Raw genomic sequence first — 23,757 nt, forward strand, 5'->3', positions numbered from 1 at the left:
GCCTGACGCGCCTTTCACCGCCTGACGGCAGGCCGGGAAACGCAGTAGCAGCCTGTTTCCCCCGGCCTGCGACTTAGCGGTGAGCCAGTGCGGCACCGCTTTTGAAATAGGCTTTAATCCCTTCCAGTATCGCCTCTGCCACCTGATGCTGATAGCGCGTGGTACGCAACTTGCGTTCTTCTTCCACATTACTGATGAACGCCGTTTCCACCAGGATAGAGGGAATATCGGGTGCCTTAAGCACGGCAAAGCCGGCCTGATCCACGGTACGTTTGTGCAGATGATTGATGCGCCCCAGACGATGCAGCACTTCTTTGCCAAACTTCAGGCTGTCATGGATGGTCTGGCGCTGCACCATATCAAACATGGTGTGATCCAGATAGCGGTCGCCACTCATGCTGACACCGCCAATCTGATCGGCTTCGTTCTGGCTGTGCGCCAGGAAACGCGCCGCAGCAGAGGTCGCGCCGCGGGTAGAGAGGGCAAATACTGAAGAACCGCGCGCGGCCCGGCTGGTGAATGCATCCGCATGGATAGAGACAAACAGGTCAGCACGTTGCTTGCGCGCTTTGGCGACGCGCACCCGAAGCGGAATAAACACATCTTCGTTGCGGGTCATGTAAGCCTTCATGTTGCGCTCTTTTTCGATCAAGGTTTTCAGCCGACGACCAATCTTCAGCACGATATCTTTTTCGCGGGTTTTGTATTTACCATGCGCGCCGGGATCTTCGCCGCCATGTCCAGGATCGATCATGATGATAATGGGTCGATCGCGTCCGGCTTTACCGGGTAAAGGCTTCTGCACCGTCTCATTTTTTTCCAGATCGCCCTGGTTGTAATCTTTAAGTAATGCCAGTAAAGGATCATCTTCAACCGTATCCTGGCTGGGATAAAGATCGACCACCAGTCGGTGTTTGATGGTGGAAACCGGAGCAAGGCTGAAGATTTTAGGGGAAACGTTGCGCTTCAGTTCCAGTACCACGCGCACGGTGTTGGCATCAAACTGCCCCACTCTGGCGCTTTTAATAAAAGGATCGTCAACGCGCACGTGCTTATTGACGCCCTTCAGCACCGCGTTGAGATGCAAGCCATCAATATCAAGCACCAGTCGGTCAGGATTGGTCAGGGCAAACTGCTTGTATTTAAGTGCGACGTTCGATTCCAGCGTCATACGCGAGTAGGTTGAAGAGGGCCAGATGCGCACCGCCAGAATATGACGGGTGGCAGCCATACTCACGCCACTGACGCTGAGCAGTAACAGCGCCCCTGTACCTTTTAATAATCGTCTACGTGAAACCAGGGGATTACCTTCCGACATGCCACTCCAGCTGTTATATAGTGTTTAAAAAAACGGCAACCAAATAAAATGGCGGCGAAAACTTTATCCAATCCTCCAGGTAATGTCACCCCGGAAACCCCAAATAATGCAGGCTGTTAGCGGCATTAGCATCAAGAAAAACGTAAATTATCGTCAGGATTAACGCTTGCAAAATGGCAGTCAAAAGCATAAAAATACACAAAATACGAATAAACATTCACTGAGGGTTAGCCGTGAAGGAACGTAGTACTGAACTGGTTCAGGGTTTTCGCCATACCGTTCCCTATATCAATGCGCATCGGGATAAGACATTCGTCATCATGCTTGGCGGTGAGGCCATTGAGCATGAGAATTTCTCCAGCATCGTCAACGATATCGGCTTGCTACACAGTCTTGGCATCCGTTTGGTCGTGGTCTATGGCGCACGTCCACAGATTGATGCCAGCCTGGCGGCACATCAGCTGGAACCGGCTTACCACAAATATACCCGTGTCACCGATGCACCATCGCTGGAACTGGTCAAGCAGGCGGCAGGTCGGTTACAGCTGGACATCACTGCCCGGCTCTCAATGAGCCTCAATAACACGCCGCTGCAGGGCGCACATATTAACGTGGTGAGCGGTAACTTTATTATCGCCCAGCCGCTCGGTGTGGATGACGGGGTAGACTACTGCCACAGTGGACGCATCCGCCGTATTGATGAAGAGGCCATTCATCGCCAGTTGGATAACGATGCCATTGTGCTGCTTGGCCCGGTCGCGGTGTCGGTGACCGGTGAAAGTTTTAACCTGACGTCCGAAGAGGTTGCCACGCAGTTAGCGATTAAGCTCAAAGCCGAAAAAATGATTGGCTTCTGTTCAGAACAAGGCGTGATCGATCGTGAAGGCAACATTGTCTCCGAACTCTTTCCCAACGATGCTCAGGCGCGTATTGATGAAATGGAAAGCGATGGCGATTTTCTGTCGGGCACCGTGCGCTTTTTACGGGGCGCGGTAAAAGCCTGTCGCAGTGGCGTGCGCCGCAGCCATTTAATCAGCTACCAGGAAGACGGGGCGCTGCTGCAGGAGTTATTCTCGCGCGACGGCATCGGGACACAGATCGTAATGGAATCGGCCGAGCAGATCCGTCGGGCAACCATCAACGACATCGGCGGTATTCTGGAACTGATTCGCCCACTGGAGCAGCAAGGCATTCTGGTTCGCCGTTCACGCGAACAGTTGGAAATGGAGATCGATAAATTTACCATTATCCAGCGCGATAACCTGACCATAGCCTGTGCCGCGCTTTATCCGTTTATGGATGAAAAGATTGGTGAAATGGCCTGCGTCGCAGTGCATCCGGATTATCGCAGCTCGTCACGCGGTGAGCTGCTGCTGCAGCGCGTCGCGCTTCAGGCGAAGCAAATGGGGCTGGAAAAACTGTTCGTGCTGACCACGCGCAGTATTCACTGGTTCCAGGAGCGCGGCTTTACGCCGGTGGATATTGAGTCGCTGCCAGAAAGTAAGAAAGAGATGTACAACTATCAGCGCCGTTCAAAGGTGCTGATGGCCGATTTAACCTGACCATCAACCGGGCGGCCATCCTGCCGCCCTGCTTATTATGCCTGCCCGGCAGCCTCTAACCTTTCCACCAGTCCACTGCGTCGCTGAGTTTGCAGCTGTACGGCACGTTCAAATATTGAGCGATCGCTGTAAATGGTCAGCTGACTGCGCGCACGCGTAATGGCGGTATAAACCAGCTCGCGAGTCAGCACCGGCAGAAACTGAGTCGGCATGACCAACGCGGTATGGTCAAATTCTGATCCCTGCGACTTATGTACCGTCATTACCCATGCGGTTTCATGGGACGGTAAACGGCTGGGCTGAATCGCTTTGACGCTGCCATCCGGCAACGGAAAAAACACCCTGAGCTGGCCTTCTTCGTCACGTAAAGTAATACCAATATCGCCATTAAACAGCCCAAGCGCGCTGTCATTGCGGGTGATCATGACCGGACGGCCTGAATACCAGCGGCTGCCCAGCGCAGGACGGCGAAGGCGCTGCAACTGCATCAGACGCTGCTCTATACGCTGATTCAGTCCGTGTACGCCAAACGGCCCTTCACGCAGGGCACATAACAACTGGTAGCGGCTAAATGCCGCGATGGCCTGTTCCGGCGCGGCCTGCTGCTGCACAGCGTGCAGATATGCCTCATAGCCCCGCGCCACCTCGTCCAGCATCGCCTGATAAGCGTCGCCGTCATTGAGCGGCTGAAAAGAAACGTCGTGGTGCCCTGCGGCGAAAACAGTCTTCATCTGGCGCGCATCGCCCTGATTCACCGCCCGGGCCAGTTGGCCGATTCCGGACTTCTCATCGAAACGATAACTCTGCCGCAGCAGGCAAATGCTGTCGCGTACCGCAGGCGCAGCCTCGGTGTCGTTGCCCACAAGCGTACAACCGGTAAGGGTTGTCAGTTGCAAAGCCCGGGAAGCGCTAAACCCTGTTTCGCTACAGCGGCAAATGTCCCCCAGCACTGCGCCCGCCTCAACCGAGGCCAGTTGATCGCGATCACCCAGAAACACCACTCTGGCGTGATGAGGCAGGGCGGAAATCAGTTTTGCCATCATGGTCAGATCGACCATTGAGGCTTCATCCACCACCAGCACATCCAGATGCAGAGGATTTCCCGCGTGATAACGCAGGCGCTGCGTGTCGGGTTGCGCGCCGAGCAGGCGATGCAGCGTCGTCGCTTCCGCAGGGAAACGGGCGCGCTCTTCCTCGTTCACCGCCAGCCCCTGCAGGGCTTTACCCAGCGACTCCGTTAAACGGGCCGCCGCTTTTCCGGTGGGTGCTGCCAGCTGTATGCGCAATGGCAGCGTATTCAGACGAATCAGCGCAGCCAGCAGTTTTGCTACCGTCGTGGTTTTACCGGTTCCGGGACCACCGGAAATCACGGCGGTTTTGCGCGTCAGTGCCACAGCAGCGGCAATCTTTTGCCAGTCATCAGGAAGGCTGCCAAACAGGTCGTTTAACACCTCACTGGCGCGGTGCGAATCGAAGCGTCCTTCGTCGGGCTGCAATGAGAAAAAGCGCGCAACCTGCCCTTCGCTCTGCCACAGACGATGCAGATACAAACGCTGATTGCTCAGCACCAGCGGGGTAACGGCACTGCCATCGCTGACTGCCGACCAGCCCGCCAGCTGCGCATGCAGATCGTCCGGTGCGCCTGCAGCCTGCCACAGAGCCTGGGCCAGTGCAGGCTGACGACCTGCAAACAACCCTGCCTCGCTCAGATTAGCCAGCGGCAGACAGACATGGCCTTCTCCGGCATCCGCACTCACGCAGGCCGCCGCCAACAGCAGAAAAGGCTGGGTTTCATCCGCGATTAAGCGGGCAAACTGAATATCCAGAGGACGCAGTAAACGCTTTTCGACTGCCTGGAGCAGCAAGGCGTTTATATCACTCATAACATTTCCTCTGTGTTGCCAAACAACCTATCCATCTCATCAATAAACGCCGGGTCGGGTCGGGTCGCGAAAATGCCATTATCGGCAGAGCTGCCGTCCATGCCGCGCAGAAACAGGTAAAATACCCCGCCGAAATGCTGTTGGTAGTCGTAGCCTGCCAGCCGATGCTGCAGATAACGGTGCAACGCCAGGGTATACAGCTGATATTGCAGATCGTACCGGTGATCGATCATGGCCTGCTCCATCGCCTCGGGCGTGTAAGCGGCATGGCTTTCACCCAGCCAGTTGGATTTGTAATCCAGCAGATAGTATTTCCCCTGCCAGCGGAACACCAGGTCGATAAAGCCTTTCAGCATGCCTTTGACCTGCCGGAAATCCAGCGTAGCTCCGCGCTGCGACAGGGGATCGTAGCGGCGCACCAGCGCATCCAGATCGGCTGCAGTCAGCAAATTGTTAATCGGCAGATAGAATTCCATTTCGATAAGTCGGTCACTGCTGTTGATACTGGCCAGCGTCAGGCCTTCTTTGTTAAGCGGCGTCGTCAGCACGCGCGCAATCCACTGCTGAATAACCGGAAGCCAGCTCAGCGGATAGCCATTTTGCTGCAGCTGGTCTTCCAGCCAGATCGCATCTGGCAGTTCGGTAAAATCAATTGATTCAAACAGTCCGTGCAGAAAAGTACCAGGTGCGGCGCCGCGAGGAAAATGGTGCGGCGTTAACAGAGCGTCTTCATCGTCTGCCGCTTCACCCGCGGCATCAATATCAAATTTAGGTAACGCATCCAGCAGCGGTGAGCTACCGTGCTGCTGTAATCCCGAATAACTGGTGACGCGCCAGCTGTCTGCCAGCGCACGCGTCATTTCCCGACTACTCAGCGCATCGTCACGACCTTCGCCTTCATGCCAGATCGCGCCGGGCTGGAGTTCGCTGCTTATGACCTCAATGCCCGCCCCCTCAAGCGCCTGCAGATGCTGGCTGAGCTGTGCGGCATCGGCAGTTTCACCGCGCTGGACCAGATAACCGAGCGCGCTTTTGTGCAGATCGCTCTCGCCTTCTTTTTTACGTGCCCCTTTGATCAGCGGCGCAATGCCCACGCTGCAGTGGTACACCGAGCGGGTAAGCGCCACATAAAGCAGACGCAAGTCTTCTGCCAGCCGCTCCTCTTCTGCCAGCGTCAGGCTTTGCTCATCGCCCTGCACGTCCAGCATCGCGGCAAAGCTTTCGCGATCGTGATACAGGGCGCTGGCGGCCTCGCGGAAGCCGGCGGCAAAGGGCAGCCAGACCAGAGGATACTGCAGCCCTTTCGATTTATGAATGGTGACGATTTGCACCAGGTGGCGATCGCTTTCCAGCCGCAGCTGCTGGCTGGAGGCCTGGTTGTCGGGACGGGCAATTTGCTGCGCCAGAAAACGCACCAGCGCATGCGTGCTGTCGAGTTGAACCGCGGCTTCCTGCAGTAATTCACCCAGGTGCATCAGATCGGTTAAGCGCCGTTCACCGTTGTCTGACGCCAGCATATTTTCGGCCAACTGCCGCTTGATCATCACGTCACGCAGCATGGGTAAAACACCACGCTGATGCCAGATTTGCTGCCAGCTGACAAACTGCTCTACCAGCGCATCCCAGTCGCGTTCGTTCTGCGTCAGAGTGTCCAGTTCTGCGGCATCAATCGCGAAGATGGATGTCGCCAGCGCGCTGCGCAGTAATCGCTCCTGCTCAGGAGACTGAACCGCCTGTAAAAGCCACAACAGCTCACGCGCTTCGGGCGTAGTGTAAACGCTGTCGCGACTGGACAGATAAACCGAGGGAATCGCCAGGCTGTTCAGCGCATCGCGGATCAGACTGGCCTCGGTCCGGCTGCGTACCAGCACGGTAATGTCCGATGCTTTAACCGGCTGTAGGGCATCACCTTTGCCAATCTGCGCCTGTCCCTGCTGTCCCGCCACCAGCCAGCGGCTGATGTCTGCAGCACACTGCTGTGCCATAAATTGTTGGTAATCACTTACTCCAACGCCTTCTCCCGGCTGAAGCCAGAAGCGTAAGGCGGGCTGCGGCTGTTGCTGGTAAATCAGTTTCAAGTCCTGGTTGGGCGCAGCCGGACTGACCGGGAGAAAAGGGATCGAAGAGAACAGAAACGGCGCATCGACCTGCGAAAACAACCGGTTAACGCTGTCCACCATTTCTGGGGACGAACGCCAGTTGGTATCTAATGTGTAGTGAGCACTAACTTCACTCCGGGCGCGCAGATAGGTAAAAATATCCGCGCCACGGAAAGCATAGATAGCCTGCTTGGGATCGCCGATAAGCAGCAGCGCTAAGTCTGGCTGATGAATATACAGCGTGCGGAAGATGCGATACTGCTGTGGGTCGGTATCCTGAAATTCATCGATCAACGCCACCGGAAAACGGCTACGAATGGTTTCAGCCAGAAGCACCCCGCCCGGCTGCTGAAGCGCCTCATCCAGACGACTTAACAGGTCATCAAAGCCCAGTAATGCACGCTGACGCTTCTCACGCTGGACTGCTTCGCGGACCTCAGTCAGGGCCTGCCAGATAATGACATCGCGTAACGTTAGCGGTTCTGCCAGGAACCGATCCACCGCGTCAAACAGGGAATGCTGTGGCGCCTCGCCCTTTTTCGTTTTCTCATGCAGCACCTGCTGTCCAAAGCGCTCCAGCTCTTTGGGATACTGATAATCAAGCGTCTCACTCTGTGCCCACTGCGTCACTTTGGTAACCCAGTTAGGTAAGTGCTTACTGCTATAACTGCGTTTATCAACGCCAGACGCGGTAATAATGCCTTCCACATCGTCGCTGGCGGCCTGCCACTGCTGCTTAAGGGCGTTGATACGCTGAAGATTGGCCGCATGACGTGAGGCCAGGGTTTCATCTGCACGAGGCGGATGCCTGAGCGTTGGCGATTCCCCCTGTAGCCAGGGTCGTAGCGTGGTCAGCAAACTGTCTGGCCCGCTCCACTCCGCCGCAATCACTCTGGCCACATCCAGCGACAGCGGGTAACACTGACGACGCCAGAAATCGGCCGTCGCCTGCCGGAGCAGGGTTTGTTCGTTTTCAATCAGCTCCTGCTCGAACAGCATCCCCGATTCAAACGCGTTCAGGTTAAGCATGCGCTGACAGAAGCCGTGGATGGTGAAAATAGCCGCTTCGTCCATTTGCCGCTCGGCCGCCAGCAGCTGTGACGCCGCCTGTGGCAGGTCAGGGATTTGTGCAATCAGCTGTTGATGCATCGGGTTTTGACTTTTACCGCGCACGCAGGCCAGCCGTAGCTGATGGATATTGTCACGAATACGGCCGCGAAGCTCCGCCGTGGCGGCTTCGGTAAAGGTCACCACCAGAATTTCTTCGACGGACAGTGGCCTGCGCCAGGCATACTCACCGCCCAACCCTAACAGCAGGCGTAAATAAAGCAGGCCGATAGTGAACGTTTTACCGGTCCCCGCTGACGCCTCAATTAATCGCTCGCCGTTCAGCGGCAGCGTTAACGGGTCAAGTGACTCGGGCCTTGACTGCATCATTGGATTTCACTCTTTACCGGCAGCGACTGCTGCAGTTTGGCGATTTCCTGCCAGGTTCTCCAGCCAGGTAGTGGAGCAAATTCAATTTTGCGCTCGCCGCTACCAGCTATCTGCGACGTCATTGCCATCCCTTTTTTCTGCATCACGGCCTGATGAAAGAAATCGGCCAGACCGGCTGGCGTAAGCAGCTGGACCTGCTCCATCAGCTTTTGCCGGGTATCAAAATCGTAGTTCTGGCGATCAAAATCACGGCTAAAACGATCGGCTTCTTCATTTAGCGTTTGCGGACGCTGTTTAAGATCGTTGAGCATCGCCTGCTGGTACTGGGTAAAGTCGGCCTGGCTCATCGTGCGAAGCCGCTGCTCTGCCTGCGGATAGAATGCCTGATAGCGCTGCATCAGATAAGCGGGCTGCTTGCTGTTACTTTGCAACAGAAAACCGATTCCCCACTGGCGTCCTACTGGCATCCGGAAGGCAAACACGGCATAGCCCAGTTGCTCTTCTGTACGCAGCTGGTTGTAAAACCAGGGCTGCACGATCTGGCTGAGCATCGCGCTGTTCGCCATGCTTTGGTATTCGTCATAGCCCAGGGGAATATAGAGTGCCGCCAGCGCAGAGTCTGTGCTGCTACCGTGCTGTTCCAGATTCGCCTTCAGCGGCTTTTCAACGCTGAGGTAGTTGCTGTGCCAGTAGTGAATACCTCCACACTGCATCTGTTGTTTCAGATCGCGCCCCAGTTGGGTCACGCTGTCGGCGCTGAGATTGCCCACCGCCATCATTTCCGGCGTGGCATTTTTAATTAACGCATCACGGTAGGCCACCACCTCATCCAGCGTAATGCCGCTCACCAGTTTGCGCCTTGTCTCGCGCTGAGTGTAAGGCAGTTGCGATAACAGCTGCATAGGCTGAATCGCCTGCTCAAAGGCTTTGCCTTTTTCGGCCGCATCCAGCCGTTCCAGGTACCAAGATTTGGCCTGCTCAAGCTGAGATTCACTGGGCCGGAAGGTGCTGTAACGATCAACTAACTGTTTGAGTAACGCGGGCAGGCGTTGCGTAAAGCCACTGGCGTTAAAGACCAGGCCATCGTTTTCACTGGTCGAGAAACTGATCCCGCCAATCGACGCCTGCGAACTCAGCTCATCCAGCGCGAGGCTGGCCAGATAGTCGTTCAGACCAAACAGCACCTGTTGGCGCGCATCGCTGATGGCCTGCTGATTTCGCAGCGCGACGGTAATGCTGGCTTTGGGTTCACTGCTATAGAACTGGCTTGGCATCCAGTAAATGCGCATACCGTAATCGTTATCCAGCTTCACCGGATGGCGGTAGACCTTGTCCCCGGTAGCAACCAGCGAGAAATCATCAGGAATGTAGGGATTCAGTACGGGCATCGCGAATTGCATGTCACGCCCGCGCTGCTGCCACTGGGTAAACGTCTGAGCGGTGATCTTATCAACCTGATAAGGCGCGTTGACAAAATAGGCCAGCTTGTTGTGCGGTTCCTGTGGGCTGATGTACCAGATGCGTGCATTCTGCGGCGTCATGCTGTTAAGACGGCCCTGAATCGCCTCAGCATCATACTGGTCGGCAAGGTAAGGCGCATCCAGCGTGTGCTCCACCGGCACACGCAGCATCGTATCGGCCAGCCATTCGATATAATCCATATTGCGCGTGATGGAGGGATAACGGAAATCCAGCGCCAGAACACGGGAAACTTCGTCGAAATAGCGGCGATCGATGCCTTTTTCTCGCAGCATAGAGATGTAGCTAAAGACGGCCACAACCACTTCATCGCGCTGGGCAAGGCCTTTATCGGTTAACGACACGTTGACCGTAAAAACGCCGCTGTTGCGTTCGGTGACAGGGTCGGCCCCTGCGCTGACGCCATCGGCCAGCCCCTGTTTTTGCAGCCAGTCTGCCAGCGTATTTGGGCTACGGTTGCCCATTAAATAGCCGATGAGCGTGTCCGTTTTGCTGCGGAAGCGGTCACTGTTATTCGGGATACGGAACTCGATTTTCAACTGTTTACGGGGTTGTGCAGGCACATAATGAATAATAATGCCCTGCTGTGCTTCCGTGACGACCGGCTCGCTAATCGCGGGGACGCTGGCATTGTGGTTCGCCACCCGACCAAAGGTGTTGGCCGCAATGGCGGCCATCTGGGCCAGGGATTGATTACTGTAGATAACCGCCTTCATCAGATTGGCTGAATAGTGACCATGGTAAAAGTCCAGCAACGCATGATGCAGGTTACTACCCGGCTTATCCCGTAGCGTTTCCAGATTGCCCCCGTAAAAGTGTGCTGCCGGATGGGCCGGATTGATCGTTTCGGCACTGACCTGCCCCATGCGCAAACCGTCACGCGCACGCGCCATGGTCAGCTCGGCATTGACTGCGTGGCGTTCCCGGTCAGCATTGACCGGGTCCAGCAACGGCTCAGCAATCGCGTCCGCAAGACGATCGACGGCAGGCTCAAGCGCATCGTTTTCCACTTCAAGGTAATAAGCCGTGCGATAGGATGCGGTACTGGCGTTGTGACTGCCCCCGTGCTTCTTGAGGAAGTCAGCCAGGCTGTCAGGCTGCGGATAACGCGTTGAGCCCATCAGCACCATGTGTTCAAGGTAATGCGCCAGGCCAGGCTGTTGCGCTGGATCGTCCAGTGAACCAATCGGCAGCGTTAAGGCCGCCAGCGACTTGGGTGCATCCTTGTCTGATACCAGCAGCACGGTCATGCCATTATTCAGCGTGATCGCCTGATACTGGCGCGAATCCTGTTGGCTTTTACCAATGGTACTGTTAACGGGCTGCCAGCCGGGGCCGGTCTCGGCCTGAACCGTAAATGCCACCAGGCTGAACAGGATAGCCAGGATCAAGCGTGCATGTGTGCGCATGTAAACCTCTTACGTTACCCAAAAGCCGCCTTGCCAGCGCATCGACGGCTGAAAATACAACAAACGTTTTTGGTGTTCTCATCACCTGTAAAGGTGTGACTTACCGATCGTCCTGATGAGCCTGCAGTACCGGCAAGTACCAGTGCTCCGCGGCCTCGGTTATGCGCTGTACATGAGACGCGTCCAGTGCCCTGCACAACCGCTGCAAATAGGGATCGCTCCCCTCGCCCTCCTGCTGATAACCGCCCACCCAGGCCGCCAGTAAACTATTACGGGCTTTGAGCTGAGTCGCCTCATCCGTCAGGAACTGTTGGCTTTTTTTATCGAAACAGGCGTTGAGCCAGGCACCGCCGCTTTTGGTCAGCAGCATTAAGGGTTCCCGCATTCCCTGCAGATAACCTTGCATGTAGCGCGCTAACGTGGCGATGGCGTCATCCGGCGTAACGGCGTGGAAGCACCAGTAACTGTGCTTTCGGCCAAACATCCGGCTTCTGCCGTTACCGCCCAGTGCACAATAAACTAAATGCTCGAGCCACAGTAATAAACCATCATTGATATTCAGCACGCCCGGACGCCAGCGCAACAGACCATCGCTCTGCACCTGGGTCAGCCAACCGGATAACCTGACGCCGTCCAGATCCAGATTGATCTCCCAGCTTTCACCTTCGCTACGTTGACTGCTCACTTCCGCCGCCACCTCCTGCATCTCTTCGCGCTGAGCCTGCCAGAACAGCTCGCCAAAGGCACCGTAAGGTAAGTTTCCTGCGGCGCGATGATGTGCATAAAGACGATCGGTGTCATCGCCCGTCACCAATGCATTCAGTAACTGGGCATTAATCTGGTAACGCTCCAGGCTGTCCAGGGCAAAAGGCTCGCTATCGGGCAGTTCATTTTCCTCAAGCCAGAAACTGACGCCCAGACGTTGCTGAAACCAGGCCCGAACCGGATGACGCCAGAATCGCAGGAACTGCTCCAGGGCGAGTGTCTCTACGGGCGGAGTGAGCAGGGGCTGGACAAAATCAGGTTGCGGCTGGCCGGTGCCTTGCGCAGCCGGGAGCCACTCGCGGGCAAAGCTGCGTGCCGTCGACGCGGGCTGGAAGTTTTCCGGCGCAAACGGCATGCGGCTGTGTAAATGTTCCAGATGCGCCCTGACCCGCAGTGCGCTCTCGTCCAGATCCAGATCCTCATCACCGGGCAGGTAAAAACTTTGCCCGATATACTCCAGTAATTCAGTGACCAGTACAGAGGGATAGCGTTCGGTGTTGTCCTGGATTGCGCGTCCGATATAGCTGATATAGAGCTGTTGCTGTGCCGAAATCAGGGCCTCCAGAAACAGGTAGCGGTCATCATCACGTCGGCTGCGGTCGCCTTTGCGCGACTGCTGCTGCATCAGGTCAAATCCCAGCGGCGCTAAGGTGCGCGGATAAACGCCGTCATTCATGCCCAGTAAGCATACGACACGGAAAGGAATGGAGCGCATCGGCATCAGGGTACAAAAGTTGATTTGCCCGGCAAGAAAGCGTTGGCTGATGCGCTGCTGGTCCAGCCGACCGCGCAGATCGTCACGCAGCAATACCACCGGGATCGGCTCATCGAAACGTGCGTCCATGCCATATTCAATCAGCGCCTTCCACTGCTCTTCCACCAGCAGTAATGCGGCTTCAGTTTCCGTATCGGCCGTAAAGAACGCATTGAGCAGCTCGCGGCATAAAGGCAGCCAGGCTTCCAGCGGGCGCGGTTCGGACAAGACCTGACGCCAGTGATTAAGCCGTGACAACAGTTCGGCCAAATGGCCCGCCAGTTCGGCCACCAGCCCGCTCGACTCATCGTAAGGTAAAATGCCCTGCCAGTCGCCATGCTGACTTTCCATCGCATAGCCAAGCAGCATGCGTTGCAGGCCAAAGCGCCAGGTGTGCTGACCGGTAACTGGCAAGGACAATGCCTCAACGCTGGCATCATCCAGCCCCCAACGCACGCCGGACTCACTTACCCAGCGCCGCAGTAAACGCAGTCCGCTCTCATCAATAGAGAAGTGATTCGCTAAGGCGGGTACGTCCAGCAGCGCCAGCACATCCTCTGAGACAAAACGGCTGTCGGGCAGCGCCAGTAACTGCAAAAAAGCGACAATCGCCGGATGCGCCTGGCTGGCCCGACGGTCAGAGATGGCAAAGGGGAGATAGCGTTCGGTCGGCGCATTGGCAAACACGGCCTGAATAAAGGGCGCATAAGCGTCAATGTCTGCCACCATGACGATAATATCGCGCGCTTTTAACCCTGGACTGGCCTCCATCAGCGCCAGTAAATGATCCTGCAGCACTTCCACTTCGCGTTGCGCGCTGTGGCAGACCTGTATGGCGATCGAGCGATCCTCGGGGTCCAGCTGACGCTTTTGTCCGCTGTAGGCCAGTTCCTCCGCCGTCAGGCCAATCACCGCGTTGTCCTGCAGGTTGAGAAGATCGTGCTGCATGCTGTGTAGCAGGTTGTCTTCTTCAACATCGACAAAGGCGTCAATTTCGCTATTGAGATCCATCTGGCTGAGCAGATAAAGATTATCGCGCCCCAGCTTGCCCCAGGAGGCCAGGAGCGGGTTTGTCAGCTGCTGCTCGCCCTGCTCACTGAACAGCGCAGGCGCGTGTGCCGCGTCACTAAACAATCCACGGTATTCGTCCCGATCGTGGCGGCGACGCTGGCGACTTTGTAACTTCGCCAGAAAGGCATAATCCTGAATGTCACCCCAGTAATCGCGGCAGGGATTCGTGAACAGCAGATAAATATCAATGTGGCGGCCCAGCGCCTGCAACGCCTGCAGATAGACCGGCGGAAGCGCTGAAATACCACAAATAAAAACCCGCTCGGGCAGGTTAGCCGGGGCGGTCTGCGCCTGCTCCAGCGTATGAATAAAGCGGGCATAGAGGTTGGCACGGTGCCATTTAGGCTGGCCCAGTTCCTCGGTGTAATTCACTAAGTCACGCCACAGCGCCGCCTGCCAGATCTGGGCATCGCCCAGGCCGTCAATGTTTTGGCCACGTTCCCAGTTGTTCAGCCAGTCGGCGCGATAAACCAGATACTGGTCAAACAGGTCAGCGATACGGGCGCTGAGCTGAAACAGCTTGCGCTTGTCGCCATCGTCGCTCAGGTAATGACGCAGCGAGGCAAACTCATCCTGGCGCAGCAGTGAGGGTAAACGGTGCATCAGTTTCCAGCTCATGCTGGCTTTACTGAAGGCGCTTTCGACCGGAATGTCCGGCAGGACGCGAACAAACATTTCCCAGATAAAGCTGGCCGGTAGCGGGAATTCGATATTCGCCGCAATACCAAAGGTTTGTGCCAGTTCCATCTGTAACCATTGCGCCATGCCCGGACTCTGTACCAGAACCATTTCTGAGGCGAAGGGATCGTCAAGTGGGTCCAGTTTAATCACTCTGGCTGCCAGGCTTTTGAGCAGATCAAGCTGATTAGAGTGATAAACGTGAAACATGAAAACTCCTGTGGAAAATCAAAACGGCATAGCGACGTCAGAGGGTATTCACTCTACCGCGTATCGCATTTGAAGCCTAACAAAAGGCGGTGGGCGATAGCGCCCCCTGGCGGTTAACAGGTTACACGCATCAGGCTGGCGTGACGTTGATGCGGCCCGCTTACCTCGGCTTTTTCCAGCACACAGCCCGCCGGCCCCTGGGTTTTCTCTGACCGGGATTGCCAGCCCGGCACCTCGTGGCCGAGCAGCCGTTGCTCTGCCACGCGCCAGGCTTCGCGTTGTTGCCACTGCTGACTGAATCCCAGCGTCAGCACCCGGTGATACTGCAGCAGAGCGCTGGTGCTGACGGCCATCAGGAGCAGAGCAAACAGGGCTTCCGGCAGGCTGAACCCTCCCGCATCAGAAGCAGTCTTCCGGCGCGGCCAGCGGGCAGTAGTCAATCCAGCCTTGCGGCAAGGGATGAAGACGGCTGCCCTGCACCCTGACCCAGTGCCACGAGGCCATCTCACTGGTGCGGTCTTCACCTTTAAGCAATCCCTTATCATCTGCGGTTCTCTGCAGGCAGCTCTGCCAGCCATACTGTTTCTCCTGCTGGCAGGTCAACGTCTGTTGTTCCGGCCACTGTAATGTCAGCCCCCACTGCAGCGCCGACTGCGCCTGCCAGAATCCCTGAATGAAACGCTGTTCATCGGCCACTCCGCTCATCCCCTGCGCCAGCATCTCACGGCTGGCATGCAGCGTCAGGCTCCCTGTCAGCATGATGATCAACACCATGCCCAGCGCACTGTTGCCCTGCGCCTTCACAAATTCATGCCCTCGACCCAGCGCGCTACCGTTTCGTCCTGTTGACCAGACCGGCCCTGCAGCAAAATGTTGATCAGGCGGCCTTCCCGCTGCACATCAAAGGCTTCTACAGAGAGAAAAGCGGGATCGGACAAGCGCTCCCATCCACCGCCGTTACAGTTATCCACACCGCGCTGCATCTCCAGCTGTTTTTGCCGCAGACGATAGCCGTAATAGTCGCTTTCGCTGTGGCTGATACCTTCCCAGTGACCGTTGCTGTTTTCATCAATGCGGATAAGCAGACAGCTCTCCGCTACCGTCACTCCCCCGCTGCCACATTCTCCCTGGCAATATCCCGCCCTGCGCACGGCTTTTTCCAGGGTAGACAGTATTTGCTGCAACTCCAGGCGCAACTGCACCCGCTGTTGCAGCCTGAGATTTTCACCCAGCAGCAGCGGCATAAAGCGCCCCGCCCCGACCATCAGTACCGCACTGATGGACATCGCAATCAGCATTTCCAGCAGGCTAAATCCGGCCATTTTCATTCACATCCCACTTCATCTGCCAGACACAGGCGAATCCGTGCCCGTGAAGAGATAATCAGCCGCATTCGTCCTGCCGCATTCACCAGCTCAATGCTACCGGCTTTGGCAACGTTGCGGCGTCCGTAAAAACCGGGTTCACCGCGCAACGGCTGCAAGGCGACATCCGCGTGCGGCGCAATAAAATGCAGACGCCTGGCGGCCTCACAGCCGTTGACCGGTGGTTCGGCTACACCAACGCACCAGGGCTGGGTCGTGCGCGCCCACAGAATAAAGTCGCGGTTTTGCCAGTTGGCCTGCGCCCGCACGCTGAGCAGAAAGTTCTGCAGCTGCCGGGCGCTGTCCCGTAGCTGTTGACGCTGCTGCCAGCGTTGCCAGCCCTGAGTGGCAAATGCACTGAGAATACCGACAATCACCATGACGAACAGCAGCTCTGCCAGCGTGAAACCTTTTGACGTTTGTTTTTTCATGGCAGTAGAGTGCGGTGTGGCGGGCGGTCTGGCAAAGTGAAAAACCAGGAACGGGAAGCGGCGCTGCAGAGGCGTTTATCTGGTTGTTGTGTTTAAACAAAAGTTTGCGATCAACGCCGCAATGTTACGCCAGACAAACAATAAAAAACCCCGGTATACAGCGCAATACCGGGGTTTTTTATGGGGCGAGATTTAAACGGCAACCGGCGCTTTAATCGCTGGATGCGGATCGTAGCCTTCAATCTCGAAATCGTCGAAGTGATAATCGAACAGCGACGCTGGCTTGCGCTTGATAATAAGCTTAGGCAGGGGCCGCGGCTCACGCGTTAGCTGCAGGCGAGCCTGCTCAAGGTGATTGCTGTACAGGTGCGTATCGCCCCCGGTCCAGACGAAATCGCCCACTTCCAGATCGCACTGCTGCGCCACCATATGCACCAGCAGCGCATAACTCGCGATATTAAACGGCAGGCCGAGAAAGATGTCGCAAGAGCGCTGGTAAAGCTGGCAGGACAGTTTGCCGTCGGCAACGTAGAACTGGAAAAATGCATGACAAGGTGCCAGCGCCATCTCGTCCAGCTCACCGACGTTCCAGGCGGACACAATAATGCGGCGGGAATCCGGATCGCGTTTCAGTTGTTCAATCACCTTGGTAATTTGATCAATCTCCTGGCCGCTTGCCGTGCCCCAGCTGCGCCACTGCTTGCCGTAAACCGGCCCCAGATTACCCTGTTCATCCGCCCACTCATCCCAAATTGAAACCTTGTTTTCTTTGAGGTAACCAATGTTGGTATCGCCTTGCAGAAACCAGAGCAGTTCATGAATGATGGAGCGCAGATGGCACTTCTTGGTGGTGACCAGCGGAAAACCATCCTGCAGATTAAAACGCATCTGGTGACCAAAAATTGAAAGCGTGCCTGTACCGGTACGGTCAGATTTTGGTGTGCCTTCGTTCAACACGTAGCGCATTAAGTCCAGATACTGTTTCATTTTTCCTCGTGAAGTTGTTGCTGCGGGCGACGACGATACGCCCAAATCATCATAATCACACCGGCAATGATCATGGGCAGAGACAGCAGTTGTCCCATGCTGAGTCCACCGGTGAGCAAACCAAGCTGTGCGTCGGGCTGACGGAAGAATTCGACAATAAAGCGGAAGCAGCCGTAGCCAATCAGGAACAGGCCAGAAACGCTGCCCATCGGGCGGGGTTTACGAATAAACAGGTTCAGGATAATGAACAGCACGATACCTTCAAGAAACAGCTCATAGAGCTGTGAAGGATGACGTGGCAGTACGCCATAAGTGTTCAGTAATGCCTGATATTGTGGGTTGTTGGCCGCCAGCGCGATATCTTCGCTGCGCGAACCCGGGAACAGCATGGCAAAACGGAAGTTGGGATCGACACGGCCCCACAACTCACCATTGATGAAATTACCAAGGCGACCAGCACCGAGGCCAAACGGAATCAGAGGCGCAATAAAGTCTGAAACCTGGAAGAAATGTCGTTTGGTACGGCGAGCGAAGATCAGCATCACCAGAATCACGCCAATCAGTCCACCGTGGAATGACATACCGCCATCCCAGACTTTGAACAGGTACAGTGGGTTATCGAGAAACAGGGGCAGGTTATAAAACAACACGTAACCAATACGTCCACCCAGGAAAACACCCAGGAAACCGGCGTAAAGCAGGTTTTCTACTTCCTCTTTTTTCCAGCCGCTGCCCGGCTTATTCGCCCGACGCACCGCCAGCCACATGGCGAAAACAAAACCCACCAGATACATCAATCCGTACCAGTGAAGCGAAAGCGGTCCGATCGAGAAGATTACCGGATCGAACTGCGGAAATGCGATATAGCCGTTATTCATCATTCACCGTATATTTTCAGCCCTGAAAAGGGGACGTGATGCACATAAATTAGGGCTGGGCATGATAGCACAGCCAGTTTTCTGAGTAGCCGCAGAAATGTAACCTGGGTTAACGCCCACCCCGAATCAGGCCGCCCAGACCGCGCTCTTCCATAAACGCCGACACCAGCTGACGCACATCTGACGCCGAGTAAGCTTTGAGCGCCTGGGTACTGAGTTTCTGCACTTCTTCGTAATCCAGATGGCGCAGCAGATATTTTACGCGCGAGACATTCTTGCCGTTCATGCTGAGATGGTGATATCCCATCCCTATCAAGAGCGCCACACACATCGGATCGCCCGCCATTTCACCACACAAGCATAATTCCAGATTCGCCAAATGGGCTTCAATGGAAATGGCCTGCAGCGCGCGCAGCATCGCCGGATGCAGTGAATCATACAGATTCGCCACGCGCGTATTGTTGCGATCCACCGCCAGTAAATACTGGGTCAGGTCATTGGTCCCGACAGACACAAAATCGACGCGTGAGGCCAAATGCGGGATCATAAACACCATGGAAGGCACTTCAATCATAATCCCGATGCGCGGCTTCGGAATCGTATAGCCGAGCATCTCTTCCACTTCCGTGCCGGCGCGTTGAATAAGGCGTTTGGCCTCGTCGATCTCATCGATATGGCTAATCATCGGCAGTAAAATGCTCAGATTGCCTGAGGCGGCGTTAGCACGCAGCATGGCGCGCACCTGCACCATAAAAATCTCGGGTTGGTCGAGCGTGAGACGAATGCCCCGCCAGCCCAGGCAAGGGTTCTCTTCACTAATCGGCATGTACGGCAACTGTTTGTCTGCCCCGATATCCAGCGTGCGCAGCGTAACCGGTTTTTCATGGAACAGTTGTAACATGCCCTGATACTGAGCAACCTGCTCTTCTTCGGACGGGAAGCCGCTCTGCAGCATAAAGGGAATTTCAGTGCGATAAAGGCCAATACCGTCAACCCAACTGCCCAGCGTCTGCTCATGCTCCGGGCTTAACCCCGCATTAAGCATGACCTGCACGCGCTGACCGCTTCTCAGTTCGCCAGGCCTGTCCACGCCGCCTTCAGCCATTTTACTGAGGGCATTTTCCTCACTGATTAACCGTTGGTACTCCTGCACCAGCACCGGTTCAGGATCGATCAGCAGTTCGCCGCGATAGCCATCGACAATCAGCAGACGTTTGTTTAACTGACTGGGCTGAATGTCCGCGCCCATGACGGTCGGAATCCCCATCGCGCGGGTTAAAATGGCCGCGTGGGAGTTTGCCGCGCCGTCGCGGACCACAATCCCCGCCAGCCGCTCGTGGGGAATTTCCGCCAGCGTTGTCGCCGTCAGTTCATCCGCCACCAGGACGAAACGCTCAGGCCAGGCATTGACGCCCACCAGAGAATCATCGAGGTGAAACAACAAGCGCTGCCCCAGCACCCGCAGATCGCCTGCGCGTTCTTTCAGGTAGCTGTCCGTCAGGCTGGCAAACTGGGCGGCAAACTTTTCAATTACGGTTTTGACCGCCCACTCGGCGACCGATCCGCGTTCGATCTCAGCAAAGAGATCTTTTTTCAACCGTGCGTCAGTTAACAGGTGTGAGTAGAGGTCGAAGATCGCCGCGCTCTCTTTCTGCGCGCTGGCGGTAAAGCGTTTGCTGAAGCGACGAAATTCATTGGCGGCTTCACTCATCGCCAGCGATAAACGTTCGCGTTCACGTTGCTGATCCAGCGTCGAGGCGGCAGAAACCTGATCAAGCAGCGGCTGGGTTTCATCCACCCATCCCGGAGCGACAGCGACACCTGGCGCGGCAGCAATGGCCCGAATGCGCGCCAGACGATACTGACCGAACAACTGACTCAACTGCGATTGAGACAGTAGCGCTGCCAGCTGCGTGGCTAAGGTAACGAGAAACGACTCCTCGCTTTCATCAAACTGTCGATGTTCACGCTGCTGAACCACCAACACGCCCATGAGCTGACGGCGGCTGATAATAGGCACGCCAAGGAAAGAGCGATAGCGCTCTTCCTTTACAGAAGGGATGTACTTATAGCTGGGATGGCTCTGCGCATCGGCAAGGTTAATTGGCTCGGCAAGTCGCCCCACCAGGCCCACAATACCTTCATCAAACGCCAGCTTGACCGTTAAGCCACGCGGTTTTTTCAGGCCGCGTGTGGCCATCAGGTAATAACAGCGACGTTCGTGATCGGCGAGGTAGACGGAACAAACTTCCGTTTCCATCGCCAGGCAGATCTCATTAACCAGAATGTCGAGTGCTTCATTCAGACGTGGCGCACTCGCCACCTTTTCAACAATTTCTCGCAACTGAGTGAGCATAAAGGGCGTGGCCTATCCTCTTTTACGTCGATGGGCAGGATGATTTCGCTGCACCGCACTCTCCTGCATGGACATGACAACGCCAGCAAATTCTTTCATAACCCGACGATAAACATCGCGCTTAAAAGAAACAACCTGACGTACCGGATACCAAAAACTTACCCACCGCCAGCCGTCGAATTCCGGCGTGCTGCTGTGTTGCACATTAATATCTGCGTCATTACACATCAACTGCAGAAGAAACCACTTTTGTTTCTGACCAATACAAACCGGTTTTGTGTCCCAACGCACCAAACGTTTTGGCAACTTGTAGCGTAGCCAGTTACGGGTAGAAGCAAGTATTCGAACATCTTTGCGGTGTAACCCGACTTCTTCGAACAGTTCGCGATACATTGCCTGTTCTGCGGTTTCACCGGGATTGATGCCTCCCTGAGGAAATTGCCAGGAGTGCTGTCCAAAGCGCCTGGCCCATAACACTTGCCCCTGCCTGTTACAAATTACGATACCAACATTCGGGCGGTAGCCATCATCATCGATCACCGGACTACCTCAAAAGCTAAAATTGAATGGTCTGATTGTTTCACACTCCTTACAGGCGGTAAACCACTGGATTTGCGGGCGGTTACAGGCGTAATACTGGGATAACTCACAGACTAATGCGAAGTTATAAACAAAGGACACTAAAAAGAGCGATCTTATTCACGTTTTCTGTGGATAGCTTTGTGCAGAACGCGGGAGTTAACTGAATAACATCTCAGGATACTTCGGAGGAGGCTCAAAACCAGATTGTCTTTTTCAATTGAAATGTAAGATAATTTTTTTGCAGAACCCGCTTTTTACCCACTGAAAATCCACCGGACAAATCCTTCACGCTGACAATTGGCTAAAGATCCACCACAACGCTTTTTATCCACAGCAATCGGCTTAAGCTTGCATCAAAACGGCCAATTCTTGTCAAAAACTGGCAAAGTCAAGGCTGTAAATGGAACCAGTAGGCCGTTCCAGCCAGGGTTATCCCATTTTTCTGTGGATAACTGGGCGTGAGATCCTGTTCATTGTTGATAGCAAGTTGGGATAACCTGCTACATTAGTGAGAGCAGGCAAATTTCACTTCAAAAAAAAGTACTATGTTTCATGTTATTATGTGAGTTATACCGCGTTCTTTCCTGTGGAAAACCTTAGGTTGCTGCAGGCTGCTTAATTATTAATCATTATGAGTTATTCACATGACATTCCTTCCCGGGCCACCTGAAGATGAGGCAACGTTGCTGTCACGCGCGCAGACGCTGGCGGGTTTAACGCTGCAAACCCTGGCTGAACAGGCGGGCATTCCGATGCCTGCCAACCTTAAACGGGACAAAGGCTGGGTAGGTATGCTGCTGGAATTACACTTAGGTGCCAGCGCAGGCAGTAAAGCAGAACAGGATTTTGCCCATCTGGGGATAGAACTAAAAACGATCCCTGTCGATCGCTATGGCAAGCCGCTGGAAACCACGTTTGTGTGCGTCGCGCCACTCACCGGTAACAGCGGTGTGACGTGGCAAAACAGCCATGTTCGCCATAAGCTGGCACGCGTCCTCTGGGTCCCGGTAGAGGGCGAGCGTGAAATCCCCTTAGCTGAACGCCGGGTTGGCGCGCCGCTGCTGTGGAGCCCTGACGCGCAGGAAGATGAAATGCTGCGTCAGGACTGGGAAGAGTTAATGGATATGATCGTACTGGGCAAGGTGGAACGTATTACCGCCCGTCATGGTGCCTGGCTGCAAATTCGCCCGAAAGCGGCCAACAGCAAAGCGTTAACCGAAGGGATTGGCGATCGCGGACAGCCGATCATGACGCTGCCACGTGGTTTTTATCTCAAGAAAAGTTTTACCGGCCCCCTACTGGCACGCCATTTCCTGGTCTGACGACGGCGTTCTCATGTCCGATACTGTATTTAAAGGTGAGTTAGACAAATTTGGTGCGTATAATCTTTGTTTAATTTTCGTTTAGGATATGAGTGCAGGTATGTTCGATTGGATTTACGATCCCAACGCCTGGCTGGCGCTGGGTACCCTGACCATTCTGGAAGTGGTGCTGGGCATTGATAACATTATCTTTCTGTCGCTAGTGGTGGCGAAACTTCCCAAACACCAGCAAGCCCGCGCACGTCGTATCGGTTTGATGGGTGCCATGCTCATGCGTCTGGGTTTACTGGCCTCCATTGCCTGGGTCGCTAAACTCACCAACCCGCTTTTCACGCTGATGGATCATGCTTTTTCAGCACGCGATCTGATCCTCCTGTTTGGAGGATTATTTTTGCTGTGGAAATCCAGCATGGAGATTCATGAAACCATTGAAGGCGAAGAAACCGAGCACAAGAGCAACGTTAACTCGTTCTTTGGGGCGATTGTCCAAATCATGTTGCTCGACATCATTTTTAGTCTCGACTCGGTGATTACGGCCGTGGGCCTCTCTGATCATCTGTTTATTATGATGGCGGCGGTCGTCATTGCCGTGCTCATGATGATGTTTGCTGCCCGCACTATTGGCGAGTTCGTTGATCGCTATCCGTCGGTAAAAATGCTGGCACTTTCGTTCCTGATTTTGGTGGGTTTCACCCTGATTCTGGAAAGTTTCGCCGTGCATGTACCAAAAGGTTACATTTATTTTGCCATGTTCTTCTCAATGGCCGTTGAGTGCCTTAACCTTATGCGCAGTAAGAAAAAAGTGAGCTAGCGTTGTCAAGGGCGGCCCCGCGCCGCCCCGTTATTTTCAGATTGATACGATTAACCCAATCGGTAAAAGGATTTATTACTACACTTTTTGCTATGGACGATTCGTGAGGATAAGCATAATGAAAGGGCTGATTAAAATTGTATTACTGGCCGTTGCTGCGGTGACATTAGCGGGATGTAGTTCCAATTATGTCATGGCAACAAAAGATGGCCGTATGATTATGACCGAAGGCAAACCGAGTATTGATAAAGAAACGGGGCTGGTGCAGTACACCGATCAGTCGGGCCATACCGTGCAGATTAACAGTGATGAAGTCTCGACCATTATTGAACGCTAGATGCGAAACGTATCAGCCTGTCGC

Annotated in this window: 17 protein-coding genes; 4 read left to right on the forward strand and 13 right to left on the reverse strand. The window is 55.0% G+C overall.

Annotation, left to right across the window (positions count from 1 at the left end):
• Window positions 1-73: 73 nt before the first annotated feature.
• Entirely contained in the window at window positions 74-1,318 is a 1,245-nt protein-coding gene (gene amiC, locus CMR03_RS13585; protein ID WP_096011754.1) for an N-acetylmuramoyl-L-alanine amidase AmiC, read from the reverse strand.
• 233 nt (window positions 1,319-1,551) lie between these two features.
• On the opposite strand from amiC, the gene argA reads away from it, so the two are divergent.
• Complete coding sequence (argA, locus tag CMR03_RS13590) at window positions 1,552-2,880, forward strand: amino-acid N-acetyltransferase (RefSeq protein WP_096011755.1); 1,329 nt, start codon at window positions 1,552-1,554, stop codon at window positions 2,878-2,880.
• 35 nt (window positions 2,881-2,915) lie between these two features.
• Here the strand turns inward: argA and recD are convergent, their stop codons facing one another.
• The 12 genes from recD to rppH form a co-directional block, all read right to left on the reverse strand.
• Window positions 2,916-4,763: an exodeoxyribonuclease V subunit alpha gene (gene recD, locus CMR03_RS13595; protein ID WP_096011756.1), complete on the reverse strand. Its 1,848-nt coding sequence runs from the start codon at window positions 4,761-4,763 to the stop codon at window positions 2,916-2,918.
• Window positions 4,760-8,299 (reverse strand): exodeoxyribonuclease V subunit beta, encoded by a 3,540-nt coding sequence (recB, locus tag CMR03_RS13600; RefSeq protein WP_096011757.1) that lies wholly within the window; start codon window positions 8,297-8,299, stop codon window positions 4,760-4,762. The genes recD and recB overlap by 4 nt, the downstream gene beginning before the upstream one ends.
• The gene (gene ptrA / locus CMR03_RS13605; RefSeq protein ID WP_096011758.1) at window positions 8,296-11,187 is read right to left on the reverse strand and encodes a pitrilysin; all 2,892 of its coding nucleotides are present in this window, start codon (window positions 11,185-11,187) and stop codon (window positions 8,296-8,298) included. The genes recB and ptrA overlap by 4 nt, the downstream gene beginning before the upstream one ends.
• Window positions 11,188-11,287: 100 nt before the next feature.
• On the reverse strand, window positions 11,288-14,665 hold the full coding sequence (gene recC / locus CMR03_RS13610) for an exodeoxyribonuclease V subunit gamma (RefSeq protein ID WP_096011759.1): 3,378 nt from the start codon (window positions 14,663-14,665) through the stop codon (window positions 11,288-11,290).
• Window positions 14,666-14,778: 113 nt separating this feature from the next.
• On the reverse strand, window positions 14,779-15,105 hold the full coding sequence (locus CMR03_RS13615; RefSeq protein WP_244181378.1) for a prepilin-type N-terminal cleavage/methylation domain-containing protein: 327 nt from the start codon (window positions 15,103-15,105) through the stop codon (window positions 14,779-14,781).
• Window positions 15,065-15,469, reverse strand: coding sequence for a DUF2509 family protein (locus CMR03_RS13620; protein WP_096011761.1), 405 nt, complete (start codon window positions 15,467-15,469; stop codon window positions 15,065-15,067). Before CMR03_RS13620 ends, CMR03_RS13615 begins: the two co-directional genes overlap by 41 nt.
• On the reverse strand, window positions 15,466-15,993 hold the full coding sequence (locus CMR03_RS13625; protein WP_096011762.1) for a prepilin peptidase-dependent protein: 528 nt from the start codon (window positions 15,991-15,993) through the stop codon (window positions 15,466-15,468). Before CMR03_RS13625 ends, CMR03_RS13620 begins: the two co-directional genes overlap by 4 nt.
• The gene (locus CMR03_RS13630) at window positions 15,990-16,460 is read right to left on the reverse strand and encodes a prepilin peptidase-dependent protein (protein ID WP_096011763.1); all 471 of its coding nucleotides are present in this window, start codon (window positions 16,458-16,460) and stop codon (window positions 15,990-15,992) included. Before CMR03_RS13630 ends, CMR03_RS13625 begins: the two co-directional genes overlap by 4 nt.
• A gap of 192 nt (window positions 16,461-16,652) precedes the next feature.
• Complete coding sequence (thyA, locus tag CMR03_RS13635; RefSeq protein ID WP_063880788.1) at window positions 16,653-17,447, reverse strand: thymidylate synthase; 795 nt, start codon at window positions 17,445-17,447, stop codon at window positions 16,653-16,655.
• Complete coding sequence (lgt, locus tag CMR03_RS13640; protein ID WP_063881243.1) at window positions 17,444-18,325, reverse strand: prolipoprotein diacylglyceryl transferase; 882 nt, start codon at window positions 18,323-18,325, stop codon at window positions 17,444-17,446. Before lgt ends, thyA begins: the two co-directional genes overlap by 4 nt.
• Window positions 18,326-18,434: 109 nt before the next feature.
• Window positions 18,435-20,681 (reverse strand): phosphoenolpyruvate--protein phosphotransferase, encoded by a 2,247-nt coding sequence (gene ptsP / locus CMR03_RS13645; RefSeq protein ID WP_096011764.1) that lies wholly within the window; start codon window positions 20,679-20,681, stop codon window positions 18,435-18,437.
• Between the two features lie 12 nt (window positions 20,682-20,693).
• Window positions 20,694-21,221 carry an RNA pyrophosphohydrolase gene (rppH, locus tag CMR03_RS13650; RefSeq protein WP_013026988.1) on the reverse strand — a complete coding sequence of 176 codons (528 nt, stop codon included), beginning with the start codon at window positions 21,219-21,221 and terminating at the stop codon, window positions 20,694-20,696.
• Between the two features lie 686 nt (window positions 21,222-21,907).
• Between rppH and mutH the strand changes: the two genes are divergently transcribed.
• The 3 genes from mutH to CMR03_RS13665 all read left to right on the forward strand — a co-directional run bounded on the left by mutH (window position 21,908) and on the right by CMR03_RS13665 (window position 23,733).
• Window positions 21,908-22,585: a DNA mismatch repair endonuclease MutH gene (mutH, locus tag CMR03_RS13655; RefSeq protein WP_096011765.1), complete on the forward strand. Its 678-nt coding sequence runs from the start codon at window positions 21,908-21,910 to the stop codon at window positions 22,583-22,585.
• 100 nt (window positions 22,586-22,685) lie between these two features.
• Window positions 22,686-23,396 (forward strand): TerC family protein, encoded by a 711-nt coding sequence (locus CMR03_RS13660; protein ID WP_096011766.1) that lies wholly within the window; start codon window positions 22,686-22,688, stop codon window positions 23,394-23,396.
• A gap of 118 nt (window positions 23,397-23,514) precedes the next feature.
• Window positions 23,515-23,733, forward strand: a complete 219-nt coding sequence (locus CMR03_RS13665) for a YgdI/YgdR family lipoprotein (protein WP_063880792.1) — start codon at window positions 23,515-23,517, stop codon at window positions 23,731-23,733.
• Window positions 23,734-23,757 lie beyond the last annotated feature (24 nt).

The sequence above is a fragment of the Pantoea allii genome (assembly GCF_002307475.1).
Taxonomy (GTDB): domain Bacteria; phylum Pseudomonadota; class Gammaproteobacteria; order Enterobacterales; family Enterobacteriaceae; genus Pantoea; species Pantoea allii.

Excerpts from the sequence above, each read along its gene's own strand:
- recC (WP_096011759.1), bottom strand. The coding sequence starts at position 14,665 with ATGTTTCACGTTTATCACTCTAATCAGCTTGATCTGCTCAAAAGCCTG.
- mutH (WP_096011765.1), top strand. The coding sequence starts at position 21,908 with ATGACATTCCTTCCCGGGCCACCTGAAGATGAGGCAACGTTGCTGTCA.
- CMR03_RS13630 (WP_096011763.1), bottom strand. The coding sequence starts at position 16,460 with ATGAAAAAACAAACGTCAAAAGGTTTCACGCTGGCAGAGCTGCTGTTC.
- CMR03_RS13625 (WP_096011762.1), bottom strand. The coding sequence starts at position 15,993 with ATGAAAATGGCCGGATTTAGCCTGCTGGAAATGCTGATTGCGATGTCC.
- CMR03_RS13665 (WP_063880792.1), top strand. The coding sequence starts at position 23,515 with ATGAAAGGGCTGATTAAAATTGTATTACTGGCCGTTGCTGCGGTGACA.
- amiC (WP_096011754.1), bottom strand. The coding sequence starts at position 1,318 with ATGTCGGAAGGTAATCCCCTGGTTTCACGTAGACGATTATTAAAAGGT.
- recB (WP_096011757.1), bottom strand. The coding sequence starts at position 8,299 with ATGATGCAGTCAAGGCCCGAGTCACTTGACCCGTTAACGCTGCCGCTG.
- lgt (WP_063881243.1), bottom strand. The coding sequence starts at position 18,325 with ATGAATAACGGCTATATCGCATTTCCGCAGTTCGATCCGGTAATCTTC.
- CMR03_RS13660 (WP_096011766.1), top strand. The coding sequence starts at position 22,686 with ATGTTCGATTGGATTTACGATCCCAACGCCTGGCTGGCGCTGGGTACC.
- ptrA (WP_096011758.1), bottom strand. The coding sequence starts at position 11,187 with ATGCGCACACATGCACGCTTGATCCTGGCTATCCTGTTCAGCCTGGTG.
- thyA (WP_063880788.1), bottom strand. The coding sequence starts at position 17,447 with ATGAAACAGTATCTGGACTTAATGCGCTACGTGTTGAACGAAGGCACA.
- recD (WP_096011756.1), bottom strand. The coding sequence starts at position 4,763 with ATGAGTGATATAAACGCCTTGCTGCTCCAGGCAGTCGAAAAGCGTTTA.
- ptsP (WP_096011764.1), bottom strand. The coding sequence starts at position 20,681 with ATGCTCACTCAGTTGCGAGAAATTGTTGAAAAGGTGGCGAGTGCGCCA.